The 21,715-nt window shown below is 59.3% G+C and carries 19 protein-coding genes; 4 read left to right on the top strand and 15 right to left on the bottom strand.

Going from position 1 to position 21,715, the window contains the following annotated elements; genetic code table 11:
• Positions 1 to 284: 284 nt before the first annotated feature.
• From dapD to ACZ5VE_RS14760, 5 genes are all read right to left on the bottom strand, one after another.
• Positions 285 to 1,262: a 2,3,4,5-tetrahydropyridine-2,6-dicarboxylate N-succinyltransferase gene (gene dapD / locus ACZ5VE_RS14780; RefSeq protein ID WP_464455873.1), complete on the bottom strand. Its 978-nt coding sequence runs from the start codon at positions 1,260 to 1,262 to the stop codon at positions 285 to 287.
• A gap of 123 nt (positions 1,263 to 1,385) precedes the next feature.
• On the bottom strand, positions 1,386 to 2,438 hold the full coding sequence (locus tag ACZ5VE_RS14775; protein ID WP_464455872.1) for a virulence RhuM family protein: 1,053 nt from the start codon (positions 2,436 to 2,438) through the stop codon (positions 1,386 to 1,388).
• 10 nt (positions 2,439 to 2,448) lie between these two features.
• Positions 2,449 to 4,881 carry a hypothetical protein gene (locus ACZ5VE_RS14770; protein WP_464455871.1) on the bottom strand — a complete coding sequence of 811 codons (2,433 nt, stop codon included), beginning with the start codon at positions 4,879 to 4,881 and terminating at the stop codon, positions 2,449 to 2,451.
• Between the two features lie 310 nt (positions 4,882 to 5,191).
• Complete coding sequence (gene acuI, locus ACZ5VE_RS14765) at positions 5,192 to 6,178, bottom strand: acrylyl-CoA reductase (NADPH) (RefSeq protein WP_464455870.1); 987 nt, start codon at positions 6,176 to 6,178, stop codon at positions 5,192 to 5,194.
• A 23-nt stretch (positions 6,179 to 6,201) separates the two neighbouring features.
• A complete protein-coding gene (locus tag ACZ5VE_RS14760; protein ID WP_464455869.1) occupies positions 6,202 to 7,110 on the bottom strand; it encodes a DMT family transporter in 909 nt (302 codons plus the stop codon).
• A 105-nt stretch (positions 7,111 to 7,215) separates the two neighbouring features.
• Here ACZ5VE_RS14760 and ACZ5VE_RS14755 point away from each other — a divergent pair, with 105 nt between their 5' ends.
• The gene (locus tag ACZ5VE_RS14755; protein ID WP_464455868.1) at positions 7,216 to 8,841 is read left to right on the top strand and encodes an alkaline phosphatase D family protein; all 1,626 of its coding nucleotides are present in this window, start codon (positions 7,216 to 7,218) and stop codon (positions 8,839 to 8,841) included.
• 69 nt (positions 8,842 to 8,910) lie between these two features.
• Positions 8,911 to 9,534 (top strand): TetR/AcrR family transcriptional regulator, encoded by a 624-nt coding sequence (locus ACZ5VE_RS14750; protein WP_464455867.1) that lies wholly within the window; start codon positions 8,911 to 8,913, stop codon positions 9,532 to 9,534.
• Positions 9,535 to 9,603: 69 nt separating this feature from the next.
• Here ACZ5VE_RS14750 and ACZ5VE_RS14745 read toward each other — a convergent pair whose 3' ends face one another.
• The 3 genes from ACZ5VE_RS14745 to ACZ5VE_RS14735 all read right to left on the bottom strand — a co-directional run bounded on the left by ACZ5VE_RS14745 (position 9,604) and on the right by ACZ5VE_RS14735 (position 11,992).
• Positions 9,604 to 10,026: a universal stress protein gene (locus ACZ5VE_RS14745; protein ID WP_464455866.1), complete on the bottom strand. Its 423-nt coding sequence runs from the start codon at positions 10,024 to 10,026 to the stop codon at positions 9,604 to 9,606.
• Positions 10,027 to 10,139: 113 nt separating this feature from the next.
• A complete protein-coding gene (locus ACZ5VE_RS14740) occupies positions 10,140 to 11,018 on the bottom strand; it encodes a metallophosphoesterase (RefSeq protein WP_464455865.1) in 879 nt (292 codons plus the stop codon).
• Positions 11,015 to 11,992 carry a LysR family transcriptional regulator gene (locus ACZ5VE_RS14735; RefSeq protein ID WP_464455864.1) on the bottom strand — a complete coding sequence of 326 codons (978 nt, stop codon included), beginning with the start codon at positions 11,990 to 11,992 and terminating at the stop codon, positions 11,015 to 11,017. The genes ACZ5VE_RS14740 and ACZ5VE_RS14735 overlap by 4 nt, the downstream gene beginning before the upstream one ends.
• Before the next feature lie 146 nt (positions 11,993 to 12,138).
• Here ACZ5VE_RS14735 and ACZ5VE_RS14730 point away from each other — a divergent pair, with 146 nt between their 5' ends.
• Complete coding sequence (locus ACZ5VE_RS14730; RefSeq protein WP_464455863.1) at positions 12,139 to 12,606, top strand: hypothetical protein; 468 nt, start codon at positions 12,139 to 12,141, stop codon at positions 12,604 to 12,606.
• An 81-nt stretch (positions 12,607 to 12,687) separates the two neighbouring features.
• Here the strand turns inward: ACZ5VE_RS14730 and ACZ5VE_RS14725 are convergent, their stop codons facing one another.
• The 6 genes from ACZ5VE_RS14725 to ACZ5VE_RS14700 are packed head-to-tail and all read right to left on the bottom strand — an operon-like array spanning position 12,688 to position 17,729.
• Positions 12,688 to 13,602: a DMT family transporter gene (locus ACZ5VE_RS14725; protein ID WP_464455862.1), complete on the bottom strand. Its 915-nt coding sequence runs from the start codon at positions 13,600 to 13,602 to the stop codon at positions 12,688 to 12,690.
• 42 nt (positions 13,603 to 13,644) lie between these two features.
• Positions 13,645 to 14,106 (bottom strand): hypothetical protein, encoded by a 462-nt coding sequence (locus ACZ5VE_RS14720; RefSeq protein WP_464455861.1) that lies wholly within the window; start codon positions 14,104 to 14,106, stop codon positions 13,645 to 13,647.
• The gene (locus ACZ5VE_RS14715; RefSeq protein WP_464455860.1) at positions 14,103 to 14,594 is read right to left on the bottom strand and encodes an OmpA family protein; all 492 of its coding nucleotides are present in this window, start codon (positions 14,592 to 14,594) and stop codon (positions 14,103 to 14,105) included. Before ACZ5VE_RS14715 ends, ACZ5VE_RS14720 begins: the two co-directional genes overlap by 4 nt.
• Positions 14,591 to 16,450, bottom strand: coding sequence for a caspase family protein (locus ACZ5VE_RS14710; RefSeq protein ID WP_464455859.1), 1,860 nt, complete (start codon positions 16,448 to 16,450; stop codon positions 14,591 to 14,593). Before ACZ5VE_RS14710 ends, ACZ5VE_RS14715 begins: the two co-directional genes overlap by 4 nt.
• A 29-nt stretch (positions 16,451 to 16,479) precedes the next feature.
• Positions 16,480 to 17,304: a hypothetical protein gene (locus ACZ5VE_RS14705; RefSeq protein ID WP_464455858.1), complete on the bottom strand. Its 825-nt coding sequence runs from the start codon at positions 17,302 to 17,304 to the stop codon at positions 16,480 to 16,482.
• On the bottom strand, positions 17,301 to 17,729 hold the full coding sequence (locus tag ACZ5VE_RS14700; protein ID WP_464455857.1) for a hypothetical protein: 429 nt from the start codon (positions 17,727 to 17,729) through the stop codon (positions 17,301 to 17,303). Before ACZ5VE_RS14700 ends, ACZ5VE_RS14705 begins: the two co-directional genes overlap by 4 nt.
• Before the next feature lie 804 nt (positions 17,730 to 18,533).
• On the opposite strand from ACZ5VE_RS14700, the gene ACZ5VE_RS14695 reads away from it, so the two are divergent.
• Positions 18,534 to 19,715 carry a caspase family protein gene (locus ACZ5VE_RS14695; RefSeq protein WP_464455856.1) on the top strand — a complete coding sequence of 394 codons (1,182 nt, stop codon included), beginning with the start codon at positions 18,534 to 18,536 and terminating at the stop codon, positions 19,713 to 19,715.
• Between the two features lie 92 nt (positions 19,716 to 19,807).
• On the opposite strand, the gene ACZ5VE_RS14690 is transcribed toward ACZ5VE_RS14695, so the two are convergent.
• Complete coding sequence (locus ACZ5VE_RS14690; protein ID WP_464455855.1) at positions 19,808 to 21,676, bottom strand: phosphoenolpyruvate carboxykinase (GTP); 1,869 nt, start codon at positions 21,674 to 21,676, stop codon at positions 19,808 to 19,810.
• Positions 21,677 to 21,715 lie beyond the last annotated feature (39 nt).

The following is a 21,715-nucleotide window of genomic DNA, read 5'->3' as shown; positions in this document are numbered from 1 at the left end:
TATCGTCAGGCAGATCAAGAGCGTGGTCTGTGGCTTGCCTCGAATCTATTCAATGAAGCTCCTGAATCCGGATGGAATCAGCAAAAACTTGTTTGATGACAATGATTTAAAGGAAACTCGATCATCAAAGTATCTATTCAGTGCGCACCACCGTGAATCTGCCACAGCCCGTGATTACCATGACTGCCGAGGCCGGATGAAAGAGTTAAATGTCGCAAGTTTTAAGAAGCGAAAACGGCGTGCCGCTTTCGCGTGCACGCCGTTTTGTCATGAAAGAACCTGAATCAGTTCTTGTGCAACTCAGCGTTCAACTCGCCCCAGCTCTTGTTGCGCGGAATCGCGTGCAACGCGCCCGACTGTGAGTCGCGGCGGAACAGGATGCCGTTTTTGCCGGACAACTCTTTGGCTTTCATCAGGCTGCCGTCGGGCATTTGCACACGGCTACCGCCAGTGATGTAGCAGCCGGCTTCGACCACGCAGTCGTCGCCCAGCGAGATGCCGATGCCGGCGTTCGCGCCCAGCAGGCAGCGCTTGCCGACCTTGATGACTTCCTTGCCGCCACCCGACAGCGTGCCCATGATGGACGCGCCGCCGCCGATGTCGCTGGCGTCATCGACCACCACGCCCGCACTGATGCGGCCTTCGACCATGCTGGCACCCAGCGTACCGGCGTTGAAGTTGCAAAAACCTTCGTGCATGACGGTCGTGCCGCTGGCCAGGTGCGCGCCCAGGCGCACGCGGTCGGCGTTGGCGATGCGCACACCGGCGGGCACCACGTAGTCGGTCATCTGTGGAAACTTGTCCACGCCTTTGATTTCGAGCACGCGGCCTGTGGCGCGGGCCTTCAGGCGGGCAGCGGGCACTTCGCTCACGGCGCAAGGGCCAAAGTTGGTCCAGGCCACGTTGGCCAGCAGGCCAAAGATGCCGGTCACGTTGGCACCGTGCGGCTGAACCAGGCGGTGGCTCAGCAGGTGCAGGCGCAGGTAGGCGTCGTGGGTGTCGGCGGGCGCGTCGGCCAGCGACTTGATCTCGGTGCGCACGGCCACCACGGTGGTGCCGCGCACGGCGCAGGCGCTCAGGGCCTTGGCCACGTCAGCGCCCAAGGCGGCCACCGCTTCGGCTTCGGTCAGGCGCGTGCTGCCGCTGGTGGCCACATCGCCAGCCAGCTCGGGGGCGGGGAACCAGGTGTCCAGCACGGTGCCGTCAGCGGCGAGGGTGGCCAGGCCGGTGGCGCGTGCGCCGGTGGTTTGGAAGGTGCTCATGTTTTGCTCCGAAAAAATGGCCCGCAGGGCGTGCGGGCCGATGGGGAATCTGAAGGCGTGATTATCGGGGATCAGGTGTCCGAGCCTTCAACGATGGACAAATGAGAGGGCCGCCATCTCCTGTTAGCCCTTTGTGGGCTTGGGCAATGCTTTGGCTGCATCTTCCAGAGCGCGCATATTGAACGCGGCCCCTTCGGACTCCAACTGCGCCCGCCTTTGGGCGGCGAACTGCTCATACTGCGCTTGGGCATGGGCGGTGGCTTGTTGATTTGACACCTTACCCCCACCTTCGAGCACCTGGCGTTCGTTGAAAGTCAAAAACGCATCCAGCTTTTCGGCCCAGTCTTTCAAAAACACTTCTTTGCGGCGCTGCGCCTGGTCCTCTGCATAGTCCAGCCACATGGTCACGATGCGGTTGAGCGATTGGATTTCTGGCTCGTGAAGGTAGTTTTTGGCCACGGTCACATCGGTTTTTTGTACGCGGCCTGATTTCCAGGTGCTCAGGCCCATGTGTGGCTGGGTGCTGTCGGCACGCTCGGCGATCAATTCGGCGGCCGTTTTGCCTGTGACGGCGAAATGCAGCTTGTTTTGTATGAAACGGAAAAAGCGAGTGGTCTCGGGCAGGGACGGCGAATAGTCCGCTGCCATGGCAAAAATCTCACGCACCCTCAGGTACATGCGACGTTCGCTGGCGCGAATATCGCGAATGCGCTCCAGCAACACGTTGAAACGGTCGGGTGCCGCCGAATCGCCCACCGGCGGGTTCTTCAGTCGCTCGTCATCCAGCAAAAATCCGTTGACCAGATAGTCCCGCAAGCGCTCGGTGGCCCAGCGGCGAAATTGCGTGCCTCGGGCTGAGCGCACCCTGTAGCCGACGGCCAGGATGGCGTCGAGGTTGTAGTGGTCAATGTTCCGGTTGACGGTTCGCTCACCCTCTTGGCGAACTATTAGGAATTTCCTAATGGTTGCCGAAGATTCAATCTCGCCATCGGCATAAAGCGTTTTCAGATGCTCGTTGATGGTGGGCACTTTGACCTGAAAAAGATCGGCCATCAACGCTTGCGTTAGCCAGAGCGAATCCTCGATGAACCGACACTCCACACGGGTGCGACCATCTTCGGTTTCGTAGAGCAAGAATTCGCCGGGGATCACTGGATCGTTGTTTTGGGTATTCACGATGTGGCCTTTATCGCAAAAACCCCAGGCTGAACACCTGCGGGCGCAGTTTGGTGGTCAGCGCTTCGTAGGCCGCTTCAAAGGGCGTGAAGTTGACGGGCGCGGTGTCGCCGCTTTTGTTGCGCTCGGCCAGGGCGTTGCGGATTTGGTACCAACCCACATCGGGGCGGTTGAGTTTGTATTGGTCACGCACGCTGCGCACGTCGGTGTGGGCAAAGTAGGCCCTCCACAAGGTGCGGCCAGCATCCAGCACCGCCGTGGCTTCGGGGGATAAGGTTTTGTTCGCCAAGTACTGGACCATGAAGTCGGACTCGAAGCGGTCGGGCGCATCCACTTCGTCTTCTGTAAAGGGGATGAAGTGGTTGACTAATGACCAGTTTTTGCCGCCCCATTCCAGGTCTTTTGCGCCTGCGGTTCGATTGCAGCGGTTGAACAGCATCCACAACAAGCAGTCGTTCTTGAACTCATCGGTCAATGGCTCAGTCGGCTGCAAAAATTGGTCGCGGTCGTTGAGCCAAGTGGGACGTATCGCTCGGCGCATGGCAAAGACAACGGCAGCTTGCCAGAGGTTCTCAGCTGTTAGGTAAAAACCGTTCCCACCTCCATAGACCGAGGAATAAATAACAGTTTGCTGTTCGGCGTGTTGAAGATCGTTCACGCCGCAATACATATAAGCAAGTGCCCCATCTGCCCAAGTCTTTACCCTGGGTACCGAGGAAGAGGGTGAAACTGCGTTTTTTAATGGAATCGTCGGTGTTTGGTTGGCTCTAGGTCTGTCAATCCATACATTCAGGAATGTGTCTTTGGGTAAGTTGTAAAACGTCTTTTCCCCTATGGCGTTGGCAATTTTGTCCAAGACTTCAACCTGAATTGAGTCAATTGATATTTTGGGACTCACCTTCTGGTCGGTTTGCCACACCAAAAAACCAATGGGAAATTTGCCAGTCAGCCCGTCAAACGCTTGGTTGTGCACCACAAATCCACCCAAATACTTTGCGCTCCATGCAGTCCGAAACTTCTCAAAGTTCGGGGCATTGACGTATTTCATGGTGCTAAACATGGCAACCGTGGCACGAGGTATCTCTAGAGCCACACGCGCCAAAAATTGAGTAAAAAGCTCATTGCTGGCTTTCCCGTAGCGGTCCATTTGAGTTGCCATTCGAGTTTTAGCAACACCAGTTTTGTTCTCTGCATCCGCTCCTGTCGCAATGTTGTCGAAGTTCGTTGCTTCCGCATACGGCGGATTGATTAACACCAATATTTTTTTCCCCGCCGCGATCGCATCGCGCAGCCCCTGCGGCACTTTGTTGCTCAGGCTGTAGTCGATCTGACCATCGTCGCTAATGTCGTCGTTCAAATAGTCGTACTGAAAACGCTGCGCCGCCACACAGGTTTTGGTGGCCTTCATCACGTCGATGTCGGCCTGGTCCAGCGTGCTCATGAAGATGTTGCGCGGGTTGCTGTGCTTGACTTCCAGGTTGCCCACGCCGCAGCACATGTCCCAGACGATGTAGTCTTTTTGCCAGTTCTTGCCCAGTGTCTCGGTCAGCTTGTCATAGGCTTTGTCCACCACATGCAGGGGCGTGTAATACGCGCCTTTGAAGCTGCGCTCGTCATACGGGATCAGGCTGTCGCGCCGCTCCAGCAGGTAGTCGCGGTATTCCGATTTGGGCGGGCGGTGGTAAATGGCCCAAAACTGGCGGTAGCCTTCTTTGTTGCCCAGCTCGTACATTTTGCCGTTCAGGGTGAACACGGGTGCGCCGTTTTTGTGCATCAACTCGGCCGGCAAATTGGCGTGCGTGGACACGGTGCCGTCGTGCATGATGTCCGCGAAAAACAGCAGTGCGTAATCTTCTTCGGTGACCCCGGCAATCTCGCGCCCGATCATGGCCACCCATTTGTCAAACACCTGTTTCAGGTTGTCCGGCGTGATTTGTGTGCGGATGATGTCGCCTGACTTGATGGCCGCTTTGACGGTGCTGATGAACTCGTCTTCGTGCGTCGACATCTTGAACGACACAAAGTAAGTGCCGATGTGGGCCGAGATTTCGTCGAGTGCCTCTGGGGTGTACTGGCTGGCGGACTTGCCCCATTGGATGGTTTTCTTGGCCAGAAAGGGCAGCACGTCGGCGCTCTTCATGATGGCGGCTTTTTCGGTGTCAATTACAGCCAAAAAGGGCGGCACAGGTTCGCCCTTGTTCAGCCTCACTTGCACGTAATGCAGCAGCTGCGTGAACATGGCGTAACTGGAGTTTTTGCCGGTGTCCTTGGCTTCAAACCAGATTTCGTCGGTTTGAATGTCGATCAGGCCTTTGGTGTAGCCCTTGAGGCCCAGCGCCTTGATGTACGCGTCTTTGACGTCTTCTTCGCTCTTGGCGGTTTGCAGTTGGCTGTAGAGGCTCACGGGCGATGTCGATGTGTTTTTGGATAAAGAATTCAGCATTGTCCGTCAGCCTCTGTCTAAAGAATTCTTTTGAATTCATATTTTTACCGCTCACCCAGCAAGGGCGAGTTGCCAATTTTGTTCGTTTTAGCAGCTAATTTGGGCGGCAAAGAAAACCACCTGAAACGCCCCCCGCTTGCCCAGGGGGGGTGCTTGGGGAAAACTTGATATTTGCGTCAAAATTTACCGCTTTGCCCCCATTTCTTGATGCAAATATCAAAAAATGCAAGCGCGGCATGCCTGTGCCGGGCAAAACGCAGCGCCACTAAATTGTTTGCGAACAGGGCGGCAACCGTGCGACAGGGGCGGTTCAAGCGTTCACATTCACCACCACCCGACCGCGCACCTGGCCTGCCAAAATCTCTGCGCCCAGACCGATGGAATCGGCCAGGTCCACTTCGCGGGTCATGCGTTCCAGTTGTGCGGTGTCCAGGTCTTGTGCCAAGCGCGCCCAGGCGGCTTCGCGCACGGCACGCGGGGCCATCACGCTGTCGATGCCAGCCAGCGTCACGCCGCGCAAGATGAAGGGGGCCACGCTCGATGGAAAGTCCATGCCTTGCGCCAAGCCGCAGGCCGTGACCACGCCGCCGTATTTCGTGCTGGCGCAGGCGTTGGCCAGGGTGTGGCTGCCCACGGTGTCGACCACGCCCGCCCAACGCTCTTTGGCCAGCGGCTTGCCGGGGGCAGACAGTTCTGCCCGGTCGATCACGTCGGCCGCGCCCAGTTGGCGCAGGTAGTCGGCCTCTTGCAGGCGGCCGGTGCTGGCCACCACGCGATAACCCAGCTTGGCCAGCAGTGCAATCGCCACGCTGCCCACGCCGCCGCCTGCGCCAGTGACCAAAATGTCGCCGCTGCCTGGCGTGACGCCGTGCTTTTCAAGCGCCATCACGCACAGCATGGCGGTGTAGCCTGCCGTGCCAATGGCCATGGCTTGGCGCGGGGTGAAGGCGGCAGGCAGTTTGACCAGCCAGTCGCCCTTGAGGCGCGCCTTTTGCGCCAGCCCGCCGCTGTGGCTTTCGCCCACGCCCCAGCCGTTCAAAACCACTTTGTCGCCCGCTTTGAACAGCGGGTGCTGACTCTCGGTCACGGTGCCTGCCAGGTCAATGCCCGGCGTGAGCGGGAACTTGCGTATCACGGGCGATTTGCCGGTGATGGCCAAGCCGTCTTTGTAGTTGAGGGTGGAGTAGTCCACCTGCACCGTCACATCGCCTTCGGGCAAGGCGCTGTCATCGAGTGTTTGCAGGGTGCAGCGGTAACCGGTGTCGTCTTTGTTGATTTGCAGGGCTTGATAAGTCATGTGAGGCGCTTTCAAAAAAGAGGTCAGTTGGGTTTGCGGTTGACCAGCACAATCCCCACCGCCACCAGCCCCAGCGCCGCCAGCAGGGTGGGCGTGGCCGCTTCGCCCAGCAGCAAGGTGCCAAACAGCAGGGCAAACAGCGGCGTTAAAAACACGAACACCGAAATCTTGGTGGCCGGGTAGCGGCCCAGCATCCACATCCAGGCCAAGTAGCTGGCAAAAGCGCCGATCACGGTTTGCGCCAGCATGGAGCCCCAGGCCATCGGGCTCCAGTTGAAGTTCCAGCTTTCGCCCAGTGCCAGCGAGATCCAGGGCACGGCCAAGGCGGTGGTGGCGATTTGATAAAACAGCAGCTTTTCGGGGGCGATGCGGGTCAGGTTTTTGGCACGGATGGTCACCGTGGTCAGGCCCCACAGGGCACCTGCGGCCAGGCCCAGCAAATCGCCCAAAGCGCTGTTGCTCACGCTGCCGTTGGTGCTGCCTGCACCCAGGCCTTCGCGCATGGCAAAGGCCACGGCCACAAAAGCGCAGCCCATGCCCAGCCATTGCAGCGGTCGCAGGCGCTCGGATTTGACAAACAGCGGCACCAACGCGGCCACCCAGAACGGCGAGGTGTAGAGAAACACCGTCAGGCGGGAGGCAGATGTGTAGAGCAAACCCAGGTAAATGCAGGCAAATTCGGCGGCAAACAGTGCGCCCGCCAGCAGGCCGGGCCACAGGCTGCCGTCGCGCTCAAACAGGCGCACGCCCCGCACGCGGCACCAGACCCACAGCAACACACAGGCACCAATGCAACGCAGGCTGGCTTGAAACAGGGGCGCCACCTCGCCCATGATGGCTTTGACCAGCACTTGCTGCAGGCCCCAAAACATGCAGCATGCCAGCAGCATGCCCACGGCCAAGCCGTCCAGATGGTCTTTTCGCGAATTCATGCCCCGGATTGTGCCGTGCTGGATGAGCCGCGCCTGTCGCCTGAGATCGCGGCTCTTGTGACGGGTAACATGCCATCCATCAGCCAAGCCGTGCCCTGACTTTCCATGAACAAATCCGAACACCCTGAATCCTTGATGCGCACTTCCCCTCTGGCGCAGGTGACCCGGCGTGACTGGAACCGCATGGCTTTGGCTTTGGCCATGTCGCCGTGGCTCAGCCCCGCCGCCCAGGCACAGACGCTGACCAGTGCAGCGGGCGCAGCGCAAGGCCCGCGCTGGCAAGCCGACCCGTTCAGTTTGGGTGTGGCCAGTGGCCAGCCGCAGTCGGGCAGTGTGGTGTTGTGGACGCGCTTGCGCATCACAGAGGCCGATGCCGCGCTCAAAGCGCAAAGCATTTCCGTGGTGTGCGAGGTCTTTGCCGATGCGGCCTTGCGCCAAACGGTGCGCCAGTGGCGCGTGCAGACCGATGCGGCCCGCGCCCACAGCGTGCATGTGGTGGCCAGCGGTTTGCAAGCGGGGCGGCCTTATTGGTACCGCTTTGTGTGTGGCAACGCCACCAGCCCGGTGGGCCGTGCCCGCACCAGCCCGGGCACGAACGATGTGGTGGACCGCTTGCGCATGGCCCTGGCGTCTTGCCAGCATTACGAACAGGGCTACTTTGCGGCCCACCGCGAGATGGCCCAGCGCGATCTGGACTTGGTGTTGTTTGTGGGCGACTACATCTACGAAAGCTCCAACCCGCAATACATGTTGCGCAAGCACCTGGGCGGTGTGCCCACGCTGCTGGACGAATACCGTGACCGCCATGCACAGTACAAGACCGATGCCGATTTGCGTGCCTGCCACGCAGCGCACACTTGGTTGATGACCTGGGATGACCACGAAGTCGTCAACGATTACGCCAACGACCTGGACCGCAACTTCAGCGATCCACAGGTGTTTTTGCGACGCCGGGCAGCGGCCTATCAAGCGTATTTCGAGCACATGCCGGTGCGTTTGGGGCCCGATCCGGCCCAGCCCAGCCAGATGCGCATCCATGACCGTTTGGCGTGGGGGCAGTTGGCCGATGTGTGGACTCTGGACTGCCGCCAATACCGCGACCACCAGGCTTGCCCTGACCCGAACCGGGGTGGTGGCCGGGTGGTGGTGGGCTGCGACGCGCTGGCCGACCCGGCCCGCAGCATGCTGGGCGCAGCGCAAGAACAGTGGCTGGCTGAGGGGCTGACGCGCAGCACCCGGCCCTGGAAGCTGGTGGCCCAGTCCACCCAGATGAGTTCCAGCGGCATCAACACCCCGCTGGGCCGCAGTGCGTTCACCGACGGTTGGGACGGCTACCCGCAGGCGCGGGCCCGTTTGCTGAGCACCGTGGCCGATGCGAAGCTGCAAAACGTGGTCATGCTGGGGGGCGATGTGCACATGAATGTGGCGGCCCAGTTGCGTGTGCAGCCCAATGACGAGCGCTCGCCCGTGGTGGCCAGCGAAATCGTGACCACGTCCATCACGTCACGGGGCTTGGGTGAAAAGTTGCTCGCCCAAATCCGTGACAGCAACCCGGACATCGTGCACGCCCGCTCAGACGAGCGCGGCTACACCCTGCTGGAGGTGAGGCCCGAAGGCATCAGCGCTGAATTCAGGACCACGGCCAATCCGGCCCAGGCCGATGGCGTGTTCAGGGCGCAGGCCAAACTGGGCATCCGTTCCGGCGTGGCTGGGGTGCACAAAGACGGGTGAATTTTGAATCGGTTCGGCTTGGGCGCGACTCAGCGGTCTTTTTTTGATCTGCGGAGCTAGAATTCAGCCATGAACACCGACACCCAGAAACCGCCGAAGAAGTCTTTCAAGATCCAGATGTTGGCGGCGCGAGAGACGGCGATCATCCAGTCGGTGAACCGTTTTCTGGCCGAAAAAGGCTTTGACGCGATGACGGTGGACGAAGTGGCCGCCGAAGTGGGCATTGCCAAGGCCAGCCTGTACAAGCACTTCACCAGCAAAGAAGAACTCGCTTGTGCCGCGATGGTGGCCGCCATGCGCAAGGCGCAAGACTTCATCCAGTCCTTGCCAGCCGAACAGGCCCCCATCGACAAACTCAAGGCCGTGACGCGCTGGACCATGACCCTCAAGCTGCAGGGCCTGATGCCCTCCTTGCCCAGCCAGAACTCCAGCCTGCGCGCCACCTTGATGGCCAACAAGGACTACATGGATGGCCTGATGGAAGTCAGCGATGCCTTGGGCGGCTGGATCGAAGAAGCCCAGGCCCAAGGCAGGATCAACCCGACCTTGCCCGCTGTGGCGGTGCTCTACACCCTGTTTGCGCGCGCCTGCGACCCGGTGCTGGAGTTCCTCAAAATGGGCGAGCAGCACACCGATGAGCAAATCCTCGATCTGGTGATGAGCACCTGTTTCGACGGTCTGAGCGCCCGCTGACGCGGTCTGGAGTGGGAGCGAGCCCCCGCTCGCGAATGCTGGCTAAGGGCCGGGCTGATACCCCAATGCTCAGCGCACCAGCAGCACAGGCACTTTGCAGTGCGCCAGCACCTGGGTGGCCACCGAGCCCATGACCAAATTGCCCAATGTGCCGTGGCCGTGTGAACCCATCACCACCAAGTCAAATTTGCCGCTGTCGGCCGTCTTGGAGATGGTCTCGCCCGCGTGACCCACTTTGGACACGGTTTTGGCATCGATGCCATGGCGCAGCAAGAATTTGGTGACCGGGCCGAGTACTTTTTCTGACTCTTCGCGGTGGAAGGTCTCCACCGCTTCTTTGCCCACCACAGCGCGAGCGCGGGGCGGCAATTGAGGCTGCACCGTGAGCAGGGTGTAGCTGTTGTTGGCACTGAACAACTCGTCGTGAGTGGTCAGATAAGCCAGCATTTTTTTGGTGTAGTCGCTGCCGTCAACGGCCAACAAGATTTTCATGGTGTGCTCCTCAATGAGTTCAAACAAGTTTTGAATGTAATCAACTCTTGAATACCGTTTTTGACTCAGGTCATGAAATCGAGGGAATGAGCGCGGAAACTTCTTGGGCGATCTCAGTGTTGCAGGTGCAGTATCCGTTGGGCATTGAACAGAAGTTGTTCTCCTTTGTGCGCGTAACCCAGCGGGTTGGCCACCACGCGGCAGCCGTTGTGCGTGTAGTCCACCGGGCAATGCAGGTGGCCGTGCAGCCACAGTTGCGCGTGCGGTAGCAAGTGGTCGAGGGCATTGCAAAAACCGGCGGTGCCCGGTACCTGGCCATAGCGCGGGTCGGCGCTGCGCAGGCTGGGGGCAAAGTGCGTCACCACCACGGTGGGGCCGTTGTGCGGCGAGTGGAGCGCCTGGCTCAGCCATTCCTGGCACAGCAGACCCTGTTCGCGCACGGGCTCGGCGAGCCAGGGTTCACCTTGCCGGGTGGTGCCGGTTTTGCGCAGGTAGTAGTTGGCCGCCCGAAAAGCCTTGTCGCGTGCCTTGAGCTGGCGCGTGAACTGGCTGTTGGGGTGGTTGAAGTGCGCCGGAAATTTGGCCGATGTCGGGTCGGGCAGCGTTTGCCCGGCCAGCGGCCCCAGGGCGTCAAAGTCGGTCCACAAGGTGGTGCCGACAAAACGCACGCCTTGCAAAGTCAGGACTTCGCGCTCCAGCCAGGTGATGCCCAGCCGGGTGCAGGTCTCTTGCAGGCGCGTGTGGCCCTCGTCAAAGTCCAGGCCGTCGTACTCGTGGTTGCCGGGCACAAACAGCACGGGCGTGGGCCAGCCGTGCAGCGGCGAAAAACGCTTCAGGCCAAAGTCGGCATCGCCTGCGGCGGTGAGCGCCGAGTTCGCTTGGTAAGAGCCGATGTCGCCCGCCAGCACCAACAGGTCAGCACCCGGTGTGGGGCTGGGCACAAAGCCGGGGTTGGCTTCCAGGTGCAGGTCTGAGAGCAGCTGGATGTTCATGCCGCGCCCTCGTTGGCAAAGGCGGCTTGGGCCACTTGCAGCAACTGGCTACGCAGCCACTGGTGTGCACTGTCGTGTTGCGAGCGCCGATGCCACAAGGCTTCGACGTGCACCGGTGGCACATCCAGGGGCAAGTCGTGCAGCACCAACTGGTCTGTCATGCCCGTGGTGGGCACAAAGTGGCGCGGCAACACCGTGAGCAGGTCGGAGTTGACCACCACTTGGCCTGCGGTGAAGAACTGGTTCACCGTGAGCACAATGCGCCGTTGCCGCCCGATGGAGGCCAGCGCCTCATCGACAAAGCCGTAAGGACGTCCGGAAAAGCTCACCAGCAGGTGGCGGGCTGCGCAATAGGCGTCCAGGGTCATGGGCTGCTTGGCCAAGGGGTGGCCTTGCCGCATCACGCAGACGTATTCACCGGCGTACAGGCGTTGGTGCTCGAAAGACACGGCTTCGCCCGCTTGCGCGCGGCCCGTCAAGTCGGTCAACACCGCCGGAAAGTAGCCCAGCGCCATGGCGGCGGTGCCATCGCTCAGCAGATTGCGTGGGTCGCGGGTGGTCAGCGGCACCACGCGCAGAGAAACGCCGGGTGCTTCGGTTTGTAGTTGCCGGGCCAGTCCGCCCATCAACTCGGCAGCGGTGGCATCGGCCATGGCCAGCACAAAGGTGCTGGTGGCTTCATGGGGCACAAAAGGGCTGGGCACGATGGCTTCTTGCAGCTGGCGCAGTGCTTCGCGCACGCTGGGCCACAGGGCCAGTGCACGCGGCGTGGGCTCAATGCCGTGCCCATGGCGGCGCACCAGCTCATCGTCCAGGGCATCTCGCAAGCGGCGCAGGGCGTTGCTGACCGCAGGTTGGGTGAGCGACAGGTTGTGCGCGGCCCGGGTCAGGCTGCGCTCGGCCATGACTTCGTCAAAAACCCGAAGCAGGTTCAAGTCCAGCGTGCGAAAAGAGGCGGGGATGGCGGGATTCATGCTGACATTCCATGTATATCACCATTGTGAATGATAAACATCATGAATATAAAGTTGAATCTCATCAGTAAAAACCCTATGATCCAGACATGGTTTTGATGATTTGGATTGCCAAATTGAACAAAATCGAATCAAGGGAACACAAAATGAACACCGCTACCAAATCCATTCTGGGCCAAATGCCCCACACCGCTGCAGCAGCAGCCCCTGCCACGTCCATCAAAACTTTGGCCACACTCATGCTGGCCGCAGGTGTGGCGGCGCTGGTGGTCGTCACCGACCAAATGATCGACAGCTGGGCCGAAACGCACGTTGTGGCCGCTTGGCTGGCCTTGTGGGCCGTGGCCGCTGTGGCCATCGGCGTGCTGCGCGGCGTGACCCGCGTACTGGCCCAAAACCTGATGGGTGGCCTGGATGCCTGGTCTGCCCATGTGGCGCGCCGCCGTGCCGACGAGCGCCTTTGGGCCATGGCCCAAACCGACAGCCGCTTGATGAGCGACTTGCAAACGGCCATCGACCGCGCTGGCAACGAAACACAGCCGGCCAATGACATCACCACGCTGATGACCCGCCGCACCGCTCGCATGCTGCAAAGTCGCATGTACTACATCTGATCACATCGCATAGGCGGGGGCCTCGCGCCTTTGAACCACAAGGCCTCCTTCGGGAGGCCTTTTGTTTGGCGGGGGCGAAACTCAGGGTTCGGGTGTGGGTGTTGTTTTGCGCGAAGCCAGGTAAATGCCCGGCAAGATCAGCATGGCGCCCATCACATGGTGCCAGCCCAAAGACTCACCCAGCACCAGCCAAGCCGTCAGGCCGCCATACAAGGGCCCCATGTAAAGGCTGGCGGCCACGCGGCTGGCCCCGAGCACCTTCTGGCAAAAGCCATAAGCCCCATAAGCGCCAATGCCGGGCACCAAACCCGCACTCAGCACCAGCCAGGTGGCGTGCAGGCTCCAGGGCGGGATGTCCGCTTGCCTGTATTCCCATGCTGCAAAAGGCAGGAGCACCAGCACACCGCCCACGCAGATGGCTGCCAGCCGTGCCGTGGCACTCAATGGGCTGGCCCATTTTTTTTGCAGCAAGGCGTACCCCGCCCAAGCCACCATGGCCAGCACGATCCAGCCGTCTCCGGCCACCCATTGCACCTGACCCAGTGCGCCCCATTGACCCTTGACCACCACATGGAACACGCCCGACAAAGCGATGAGCACACCCAAGGCCTGGCGTCCGGAAAACCGCTCGCCCAGCCAAAGCACCGCACCCAGCGCAATCAGCACCGGTGAGGCGGCGTAAATCAGCGCAATGTTCATGGCGGGCGTGGTCTGCGCGCCTTGGTAAACCCAGGCACCGCAAATCAGCATGCCCAATGCGCCCAGCACCAGGTATTGCCAAGCCGCTTTCATGAGGCCATGGCGCTCATGCCAAAGTTCCTTGCGCGCAATACAGCACAAGATGAAACCCGCCAAAGCCCAGCGGCCCAAGGCCAACATGTGGGGCGCGACCACGCCGGGTGCGGTGCGTGCGACGATGTAATTGACGGACCACAGCGCAGGGGTGATCCAGAGCAGCCAGAGTGCCAGGCGTTCGCGGGATTCTGGGGTGTTCAAAATGACGGTCGCGTTGAATGGATCGACAGAAAACCGATGTGTTCAGTTGATCTCAAGATCCAGCGACTTGATGCCTTGACGTCCCTGGATGTCTTCAACGCTCAGCAGCAAGCGATGGCTGCCTTTGGGCAAACTGGCTTCTTTGACGCTGATACCTTCTGCCGTGACCTTTGCTGCACTGATGAGGCGCTGGGTGATGTCGATGCGCAGACGGCCATACAAAACCTTGAAGCTCTCGGGGCGCACCGGGCTGGAGGCTGAGGGCACGAACAACAGTTGGATGGCTGTTGGCGATGCGATGGGTGAATCGAGTCGTGGGTGCACGAGCTCGATTTGTGGCGCACCCGGTACGGCGACAGCTTTTGTTGTCAAAGGTTCTGCTGCAGTCAGCGAAGCTTGCATTTCCTGGGCCGAAACCAGTTCAAACGCGCAGATGTGGGTCGCCCAAGCGCACAGGCCGATGGCCAGCAGCGCCACTCTGAGCCAGGCGATGGTGCGCATCATGGGACCAAGCTGATCCGGACTCGCCGGTTCTCGCTGGCCAGCGGTTTGTCGGGGACGAGCAGTTCACTCGCGCCTTTGCCCTCGGATTGCAAGCGGTCTGCCGTGACGTTTTGACTGGTCAGATAGGCTTGAACTGCGGATGCCCGGCGTGATGACAGTTCTTGGTTGTACTCAGGTTTGCCTTTGGCATCGGTGTGCCCTTCGACCTTGAATTTCAGGTTCGACAAGCGCTCGCTGTTCATGGCTTGTGCCAGGTTGTCAAGCAAGGGCTTGCTGCTCGCTTGCAGGCGTGCCGAATCAAAATCAAAGTTGATCGACAAGTCCACGTTGACGGGTTTGGGCACCAGGTTGCGCAGGCTGCGGGTTGTGGGTGGCGCAGGCGGTGTGAGCTTTTCGATCAGGTCGTCTTTGGAGGCTTGTTGTACCAGTTGTGCCGATGCAGACACACCGCACAAGATGAATGCCAATGCGAGTGTTAGCTGTTTCATAGAACTTCTTTCAGGGTCAGGAGCTTGGCACCAAAGCGCTCGGAACCTTCTCCGTCTTTGTTGTGAACGAGAAAATTGATCAGGGCGGCACGGCCACCGATTTCATTGAGCGCAAAGGTGAACGGGTTGGTGGCGCTGGGCTCGGTCATGGCCAAGCGGTCGATTTGTCGTGGGCTGGAGGCCACCATCACAAGCAGGTGATCCGTGCCCGCTGGCCCAGCCGCTTCAAGTTGCCAGTCTGGTCGGGGCAGCTTGCGGGTTTGGCCTGCTTTGATGCGGTTGTCCTTGTCCAACCCATTGGGGTAGAGCACATAGAAACTTTTGCGGTCACTGCCCAGCAAGACAAGATAGATATACCCATCGTGACTGGATTTGATGCTCAGGTCCAAAGCATCTTTGCCAATCTTCAGGACAGGCTTGCTCAATTTCACATCCAGCACCATGCGTGGATCGCGTTGTTGTTCGATGTCGGTCAAGGTGGCCACTGATGCCAGCATGGGTTCGGGCACAGGGGCTGCGGGTACGGGCGATGCCGTTGCTGTGGCTTGCGCAGGCACCTCTGCAGGTGCTTGCGCCGGGCGCTGTGCTGTAGACGGTGGCTTGTTCGGCCGTTGTGTGGCCGATTCGGCAGGCGCGGCAACAGGCACCGCAACGGATGCGGTGGTGGTTGGGGTTACAACAGGTGCCGTCGCAATGGCCGGTGGGGTCACCGATGCGGCTGCTGCTGGTGGTTGGGACGCAGCAGGTGGGCGGGATGTTGTCGGCGCTTGAGTAGGGGCTGTCGCTGTGGTGGTCGCGGCTGTGGTCGATGCCGTGTTCTGGGCCATCGTCATGCTGGCGGGTGGTTTGGATGGCGCAGGTGTCGGTATCGGTGCCGGTGTCGTTGCCATCACAGATGATGCCACCGAAGGGGCGCTTGGTGCCGTCGCCACCACTTGGACAGGACGTTGCTGTGCAACGGGGATCAAATTGCGATTGCCTGAAACCGAAACATGGTGTGGGGTCAGGTCTTTCACGCCTTTGAGCCGTTGGTCAATGACGGCTTGGGCGCATTGTTGAATTTCTGCCAGCGATACAGCCCCGGAGCCATCCGTGTCAGCGGCCTTGCCCAACAAGCAGTCCCGGATGCCTTGTGTGGCCAGTCCACCCTTGCCAGGCTCGTCAAAACTGACTTCATCGGGACGTGATGAGGTGATCTGCACCACGTTTTCCTGCAAGGCCCCCAAACGCGTTGTTTCTCCCAACAGGCTGCGTGTTTTGAGGTTGGAGGGTTGGCTGCAGGCATCGGCGCTGCCGCTGGCCTTGAAAGTGAATTTGGGTTTGAACTCAATGCCGCCAATGGACCGTGTTGCCGCTTTGTTCGATGCCACGCCACCGGAGTGGCAGGCATCGATCATGGTGATGACCTTGTCTGCGGCTGCCGTCACCTTTTGCGTGGCTTGTGCCAGTTCGGCATTGGTGATGGCCTGGCCGTCATGGGTCAACAAACCTTCAACGCAACCGTTGACAGAGGTGTCCCAATAGCGTGTGCCATGCCCGGAGAAGTAGATGAAACTGCGACCGCCGTCGCGGGTGCGTTCGCCGAGTTTGCGAATTTCTTCGAGGATGTTGGCTTTGGTGGCTTGTTGATCTTTTACCAAGCGTATCTGGTCAGCAGGGATCCCCATGGCCATGGCAATGCGTTTGGCACTTTCAACGTCATGGGGCACACCTTCCAGTGTCGCGGCGCCTGTGTTGGGGCCGTATTGGCTTAGCCCGATGACCAGAGCCGATCGCAAAGCAGGTTGCGTTTGGGATTGCGCTGGCCATGCTGTCAGAAGTGTCAGCGCCAACAGGATCGGGATATTTTTTTTCATGCGGGCAAAACCATGTGAATGAAAGCAGCTCAAATGTTGCTGAAAGCTTTGAGGCCGGAGTAAAGCGCCATACCGGCAGAGGCCAAAGGTGCAGTGGCTGTGATCAGACTTTGCACCTGATTGGAAATTTCGGTGATCTTGAATTGTCCTTTTTCATCGCGCGCCAGCAAAACTCGAAGACTGATTTTGTTGCGCTGCTGCTGTTTCCAGCGAGTGAACAAGCGGTAGATCAAATAACCTGTCAAGAACGACAAACAGATGGCTGCGGTGTATTCAATGGTTTCGCGCCAATCCCTGGGGTTGCTGGGCAACAGGGGCACCCCATCGATGTGGGCGGTGATGCCCAACATCAAAGCGACAGCACCTGTCGAAACCAGCACGGCTGCCATCAGTTGCATGGGCCAGCTCAAACCACTGCGGCGTGCGCAGAGGTAACCCGTGCATGCAGGAAGCGTGATGGTCAAGAGCCGCAGAAACAGCGGCGGCGCATCGTAGACAAAAAGCAAAACCCAATGGCAAAGACCGATGGCGGTGATGGTCAGTAAGACGATGCCAGCCCAGCTGAGCCAGGATGGCGCTGTGGTCAGCGGGCCGGTCGGTGTTTCCAGCGGGGTGTCGTGTGTTTCGGCATAGCTCAAGACGGTGTTCTGGATGTCTTGTGATTGCACATGCGAGAGTGCCTGTGCTTGCTGCTCCACCGATGATTTCAGTTGCGCCACTTCATCGGCCAGCGTTTGCAGCCGAAGCGCCAGGGGCTTGAACAGCACCAGATCACGCGTGCAATGGCTGCACACCGATGCCTGGACCGGTACATCGCTCCAGCAGTAGGGGCAGTTGAAGCTGGTGTGGCTCACTTGGCGCTCAAATGGATGATGGTGTTGCCTTCACGGCCTTCGCTGTCACGCACAGAAACGCGTATGGGGTGCGTGCCTGCCGGTACGCTGGCCTGTGGCAACTCAAGCTGGTTGCCATTCAGGCCTGTTTTGAAACGGGCCGTTAAATCCACAATAGGTTGTTTGAGGTATTCAAATTTAATTGAATTTAAATCAATACTTGCACCTCCTCGTGGTTCGAAATTCAACTTGAATGCGAAGGATTTCCCCGTCACTTCCGAGGGGGATATCAAATGGATGCCGGGGCCTCGGGTGATGGCTCTGGTGGAGGCGATCTGAAGTGCGGGTGCTTGCGCTTCTGCCTCGGTGATCAATTTGATCTGGGCTTGTACCATTCCCGGAAAGATGGCCAGGCTAAGGCATAAGGGCTGAAGAAAAGAGCGCATGGTGGGTGTTTCCTGAATATCAGTGTAACAATTGGAACAGATTATTTAAATGATGCTCTCATCGTTTTGCATATTGTGTTTGTTGAAAATGATGTCCTGAGTTGAGGACTTTTTCGGAATAAAACCATGTCAACCATTGCATCCTTAATTCGAGAAAATCGGTTTGTTTGTGGTTTGAAGACCACGTTCATGGGCCGCATCTTGAGCTTGACCGTTGTATTGACGGCTTGCCTTGTCACCCCCGCCATGGCGCAGCCCGTCAAGAGCTCCATATACAAGGATTTTTTGCCTCTGGGTGCAGGCACGAGTGTGGCGTTGCCTGAAGGGGTCTGGCAGGCGACACAGGTCAGTTCTTTGGCCTTTCCCGGTTCAGCTTGGGAAATTTACACCCTTAAAAACCAGGAGCCGAATGCCAAGGTGCCTTTTCTGGTGGTGCGCCAGTCGAGCACGGTGAGTAAATGGGGCAATACCGGTTGTTTGTCCAACAATCCCAATCAGTTCATGGTGAACGAGCATGGCACTCGCATCAGTGAGCTCTTGAACAAATGTTCGCGGATATTTGCCATCGGGAATTTTGACAGTTGGAAGACGCTTGCTTGGGCCAATCCACAAGATAAACAATGGTGGGCCGATGCCGTGCAGGGCATGCTGGAATCAGACAATGTGCGCAGGCCAAGTATTTTTCAGGTTGAGCTGACAGTTCAGCAATTCAATGGCAAACGCCTTCGGATTGACGCGTTTGTTTTGCCACCTAAAGGGATGACGGCAGCTAAATTCAGAGATGATTTCAAAGCGGGTCAAGGGTTGTCTGAACACCAAATTCTGTCGGGCTGGACCTCGATTTACATCGAGTCCATGCAGCAAAGTTATTTCAACAAGAAGCCTCAACCCATCATGGCGCTGGCTTATCCCGTCAGCACGGTGGCAGAAGCTGCAGTGCCCGCCTCACCAGTCGCAGTTGCTGCAATGCCAGGCCCGGCGACGATCGTTGGTGCACCCAGGATAGAGCCAGACGTGAAGCCTGTTCAGGTTGCCACTGCGCCAACAGCTGTGCCCGCACCAGCACCGGTGGTCGTGGTCGACAATTCGGCCCAGCTCAAGCTGGAGCAAGAGCGCCGTGCCATGGATGAAGAAAAACGCAAAATGGCTCAGCAACTGGAAGCCATGACGCAAATGTTGGCCAAGCTCCAACAAGAAAACGCCGCTGCAACAGCTGCGGCCAAGGCGAAAGAGCTTGCCGCTGCGGCCCCTGAACCGGTCACCTCTAAAGAACCTGTGACCTATGCCAACCGCAAGGCCTTGGTGATCGGCAACGACTTGTACACCCATGTGCCCAAGCTCAACAACGCAGGGGCTGATGCCGATGCCATGGCCAAGTCACTCGAGGCCGTGGGTTACAAGGTGTTCAAACATTTGAATTTGAACGAGAAAAAATTCAAGCAGGCCGTGCGCGACTTCAGGCAGAACTTGACCGGTGGTGACGAGGTGCTGTTCTTCTATGCCGGCCACGGTGTGCAACTGGGCAACGCCAACTATTTGCTGCCCATTGATGTGCAAGGCGATCAAGAAGATCAGGTCAAGGACGACGCCATCTTGCTGCAAAAAGTACTGGATGACATGGAAGAAAAGAAGACCAAGTTTGCGCTTGCCGTGATTGACGCTTGCCGTGACAACCCCTTCAAGAGCAAAGGCCGAGCCATCGGCGGCCGCGGGCTGGCGCCCACAACGGCAGCTACAGGCCAGATGATCATGTTCTCGGCAGGCGCGGGTCAGCAAGCGCTGGACAGGTTGGGTGACAACGACAAAGAAAAGAATGGGTTGTTCACCCGGATTTTTGTGAAAGAAATGATCAAACCGGGAGTCTCTGTTGACCGGGTGCTGCGCAACGTGCGCAATGAAGTGGTTCGTTTGGCTCGATCGGTGGGACACGAGCAAACGCCGTCTCTTTACGACCAGGCGATTGGCGAGTTTTACTTCAAACAGTAAGCCCCTCGAGGGGATGCGCAATAAAAAACCGCCCCGGTTTGTGACCGGGGCGGTTTGACGCTCAGGCGCCGTTTGGGCGCAGAACCTGATCTTTAAGCAGCCAGGCGTGCTTCCAAAGCGGTCTTGGTGTCCAGCAGCGCCTTGGGCAGGTGGAACGCCAGTTGGGCAAAGTGCTCGTCGTGCAGCTTGAACTCGGCTTGCCAGGCGGCTTTGTCGATGCTGGTCACGGACTTGAACTGCTCGGCGCTGAATTCGATGCCGTTCCAGTTGATTTCGCCGTAAGTGGGTGCCACACCGAACATGGTTTCTTCGCCTGTGGCTTTGCCTTCGAGGCGGTCGATCATCCACTTGAGCACGCGCATGTTGTCGCCGTAGCCAGGCCAGACAAACGAGCCGTCTTCGCCCTTGCGGAACCAGTTCACGCAGTACATGGCGGGCAGCTTGTGGCCAGCGGCCTGGGCCTTGGCGCCGGTGTCCAGCCAGTGCTGGAAGTAGTCGCTCATGTTGTAGCCGCAGAAAGGCAGCATGGCGAACGGGTCGCGGCGCACCACACCTTGTGCGCCAAAGGCGGCAGCCGTGGTTTCAGAGCCCATGGTCGCGGCCATGTAAACGCCTTCGGTCCAGCTGCGCGCTTCGGTCACGAGCGGCACGGTGGTCGAACGGCGGCCACCGAACATGAAGGCGTCGATCGGCACGCCCGCAGCGTCGTCCCAGGCGGGGTCGAGCGCGGGGTTGTTGGTCGCGGCCACGGTGAAGCGGGCGTTGGGGTGAGCGGCCTTGGCACCGGTTTCCTTGGCGATCTGGGGGGTCCAGTCCTTGCCTTGCCAGTCGATCAAATGGTCGGGCAGTTTGCCGGTGTCTTTTTCCATGCCTTCCCACCACACGTCGCCATCGTCCGTGAGGGCCACGTTGGTGAAGATCACGTCCTTGTGCAGGCTCAGCATGCAGTTGGGGTTGGTCTTCATGTTGGTGCCGGGGGCCACGCCGAAGTAACCTGCTTCGGGGTTGATGGCGTACATCTTGCCGTCGTCGTGGGGCTTGACCCAAGCGATGTCGTCGCCAATGGTGGTGACGCTCCAGCCTTCAAAGGCCTTGGGCGGCACCAGCATCGAGAAGTTGGTCTTGCCGCAAGCGCTGGGGAAAGCCGCTGCGACGTGGTACTTCTTGCCTTCGGGGTTGGTCACGCCCAGGATCAGCATGTGCTCGGCCAGCCAGCCTTGCTCTTTGCCCATGTTGGAGGCGATGCGCAGCGCAAAGCACTTCTTGCCCAGCAGCGCGTTGCCGCCGTAGCCCGAACCATAAGACCAGATCTCGTGGGTCTCGGGGAAGTGCACGATGTATTTGGTGGTGGGGTTGCAAGGCCAGCTGGTGCTGTCCTTTTGACCAGCAGCCAAAGGTGCGCCCACGGTGTGCATGCAGGGCACGAAGTCGCCGTTGGTGCCCAGCACGTCGAACACCGCTTTGCCCATGCGGGTCATGATCTTCTGGTTGACGGCCACGTAAGCGCTGTCGGTCAGCTCGATGCCGATGTGGCTGATGTGCGAGCCCAGCGGGCCCATCGAGAAAGGCACCACATACATGGTGCGGCCAGCCATGCAGCCGTCAAACAGCGGGTTCAGGGTGGCGCGCATTTGCGCGGGTTCCATCCAGTTGTTGGTCGGGCCGGCGTCTTCTTTTTGGGCCGAGCAGATGTAGGTGCGGTCTTCCACACGGGCCACGTCGGACGGGTCAGAGCAGGCCAGGAAGGAATTAGGGCGCTTGGCGGGGTTGAGCTTTTTGAAGGTGCCCGCGGCGACCAGTTCGGCGCACAGGCGGTCGTATTCTTCTTGGGAGCCGTCGCACCAGTAGATGTTGGCGGGCTTGCACAGGGCGGCCATTTCGGCGACCCAGGCGATCAGTTTCGCGTTCTTGACGTACGCGGGTGTGTTCAGGTTCAGGCCCTGCATCACGGGTGAGTTCATGACTAGCTCCAAGTTTAAAAATCGTTTTTTCAAAACCGC

The organism is Limnohabitans sp. INBF003 (assembly GCF_055396645.1).
Note: the sequence above shows the minus strand (reverse complement) of the source record. Positions and strands in the feature narration are given on the sequence as shown.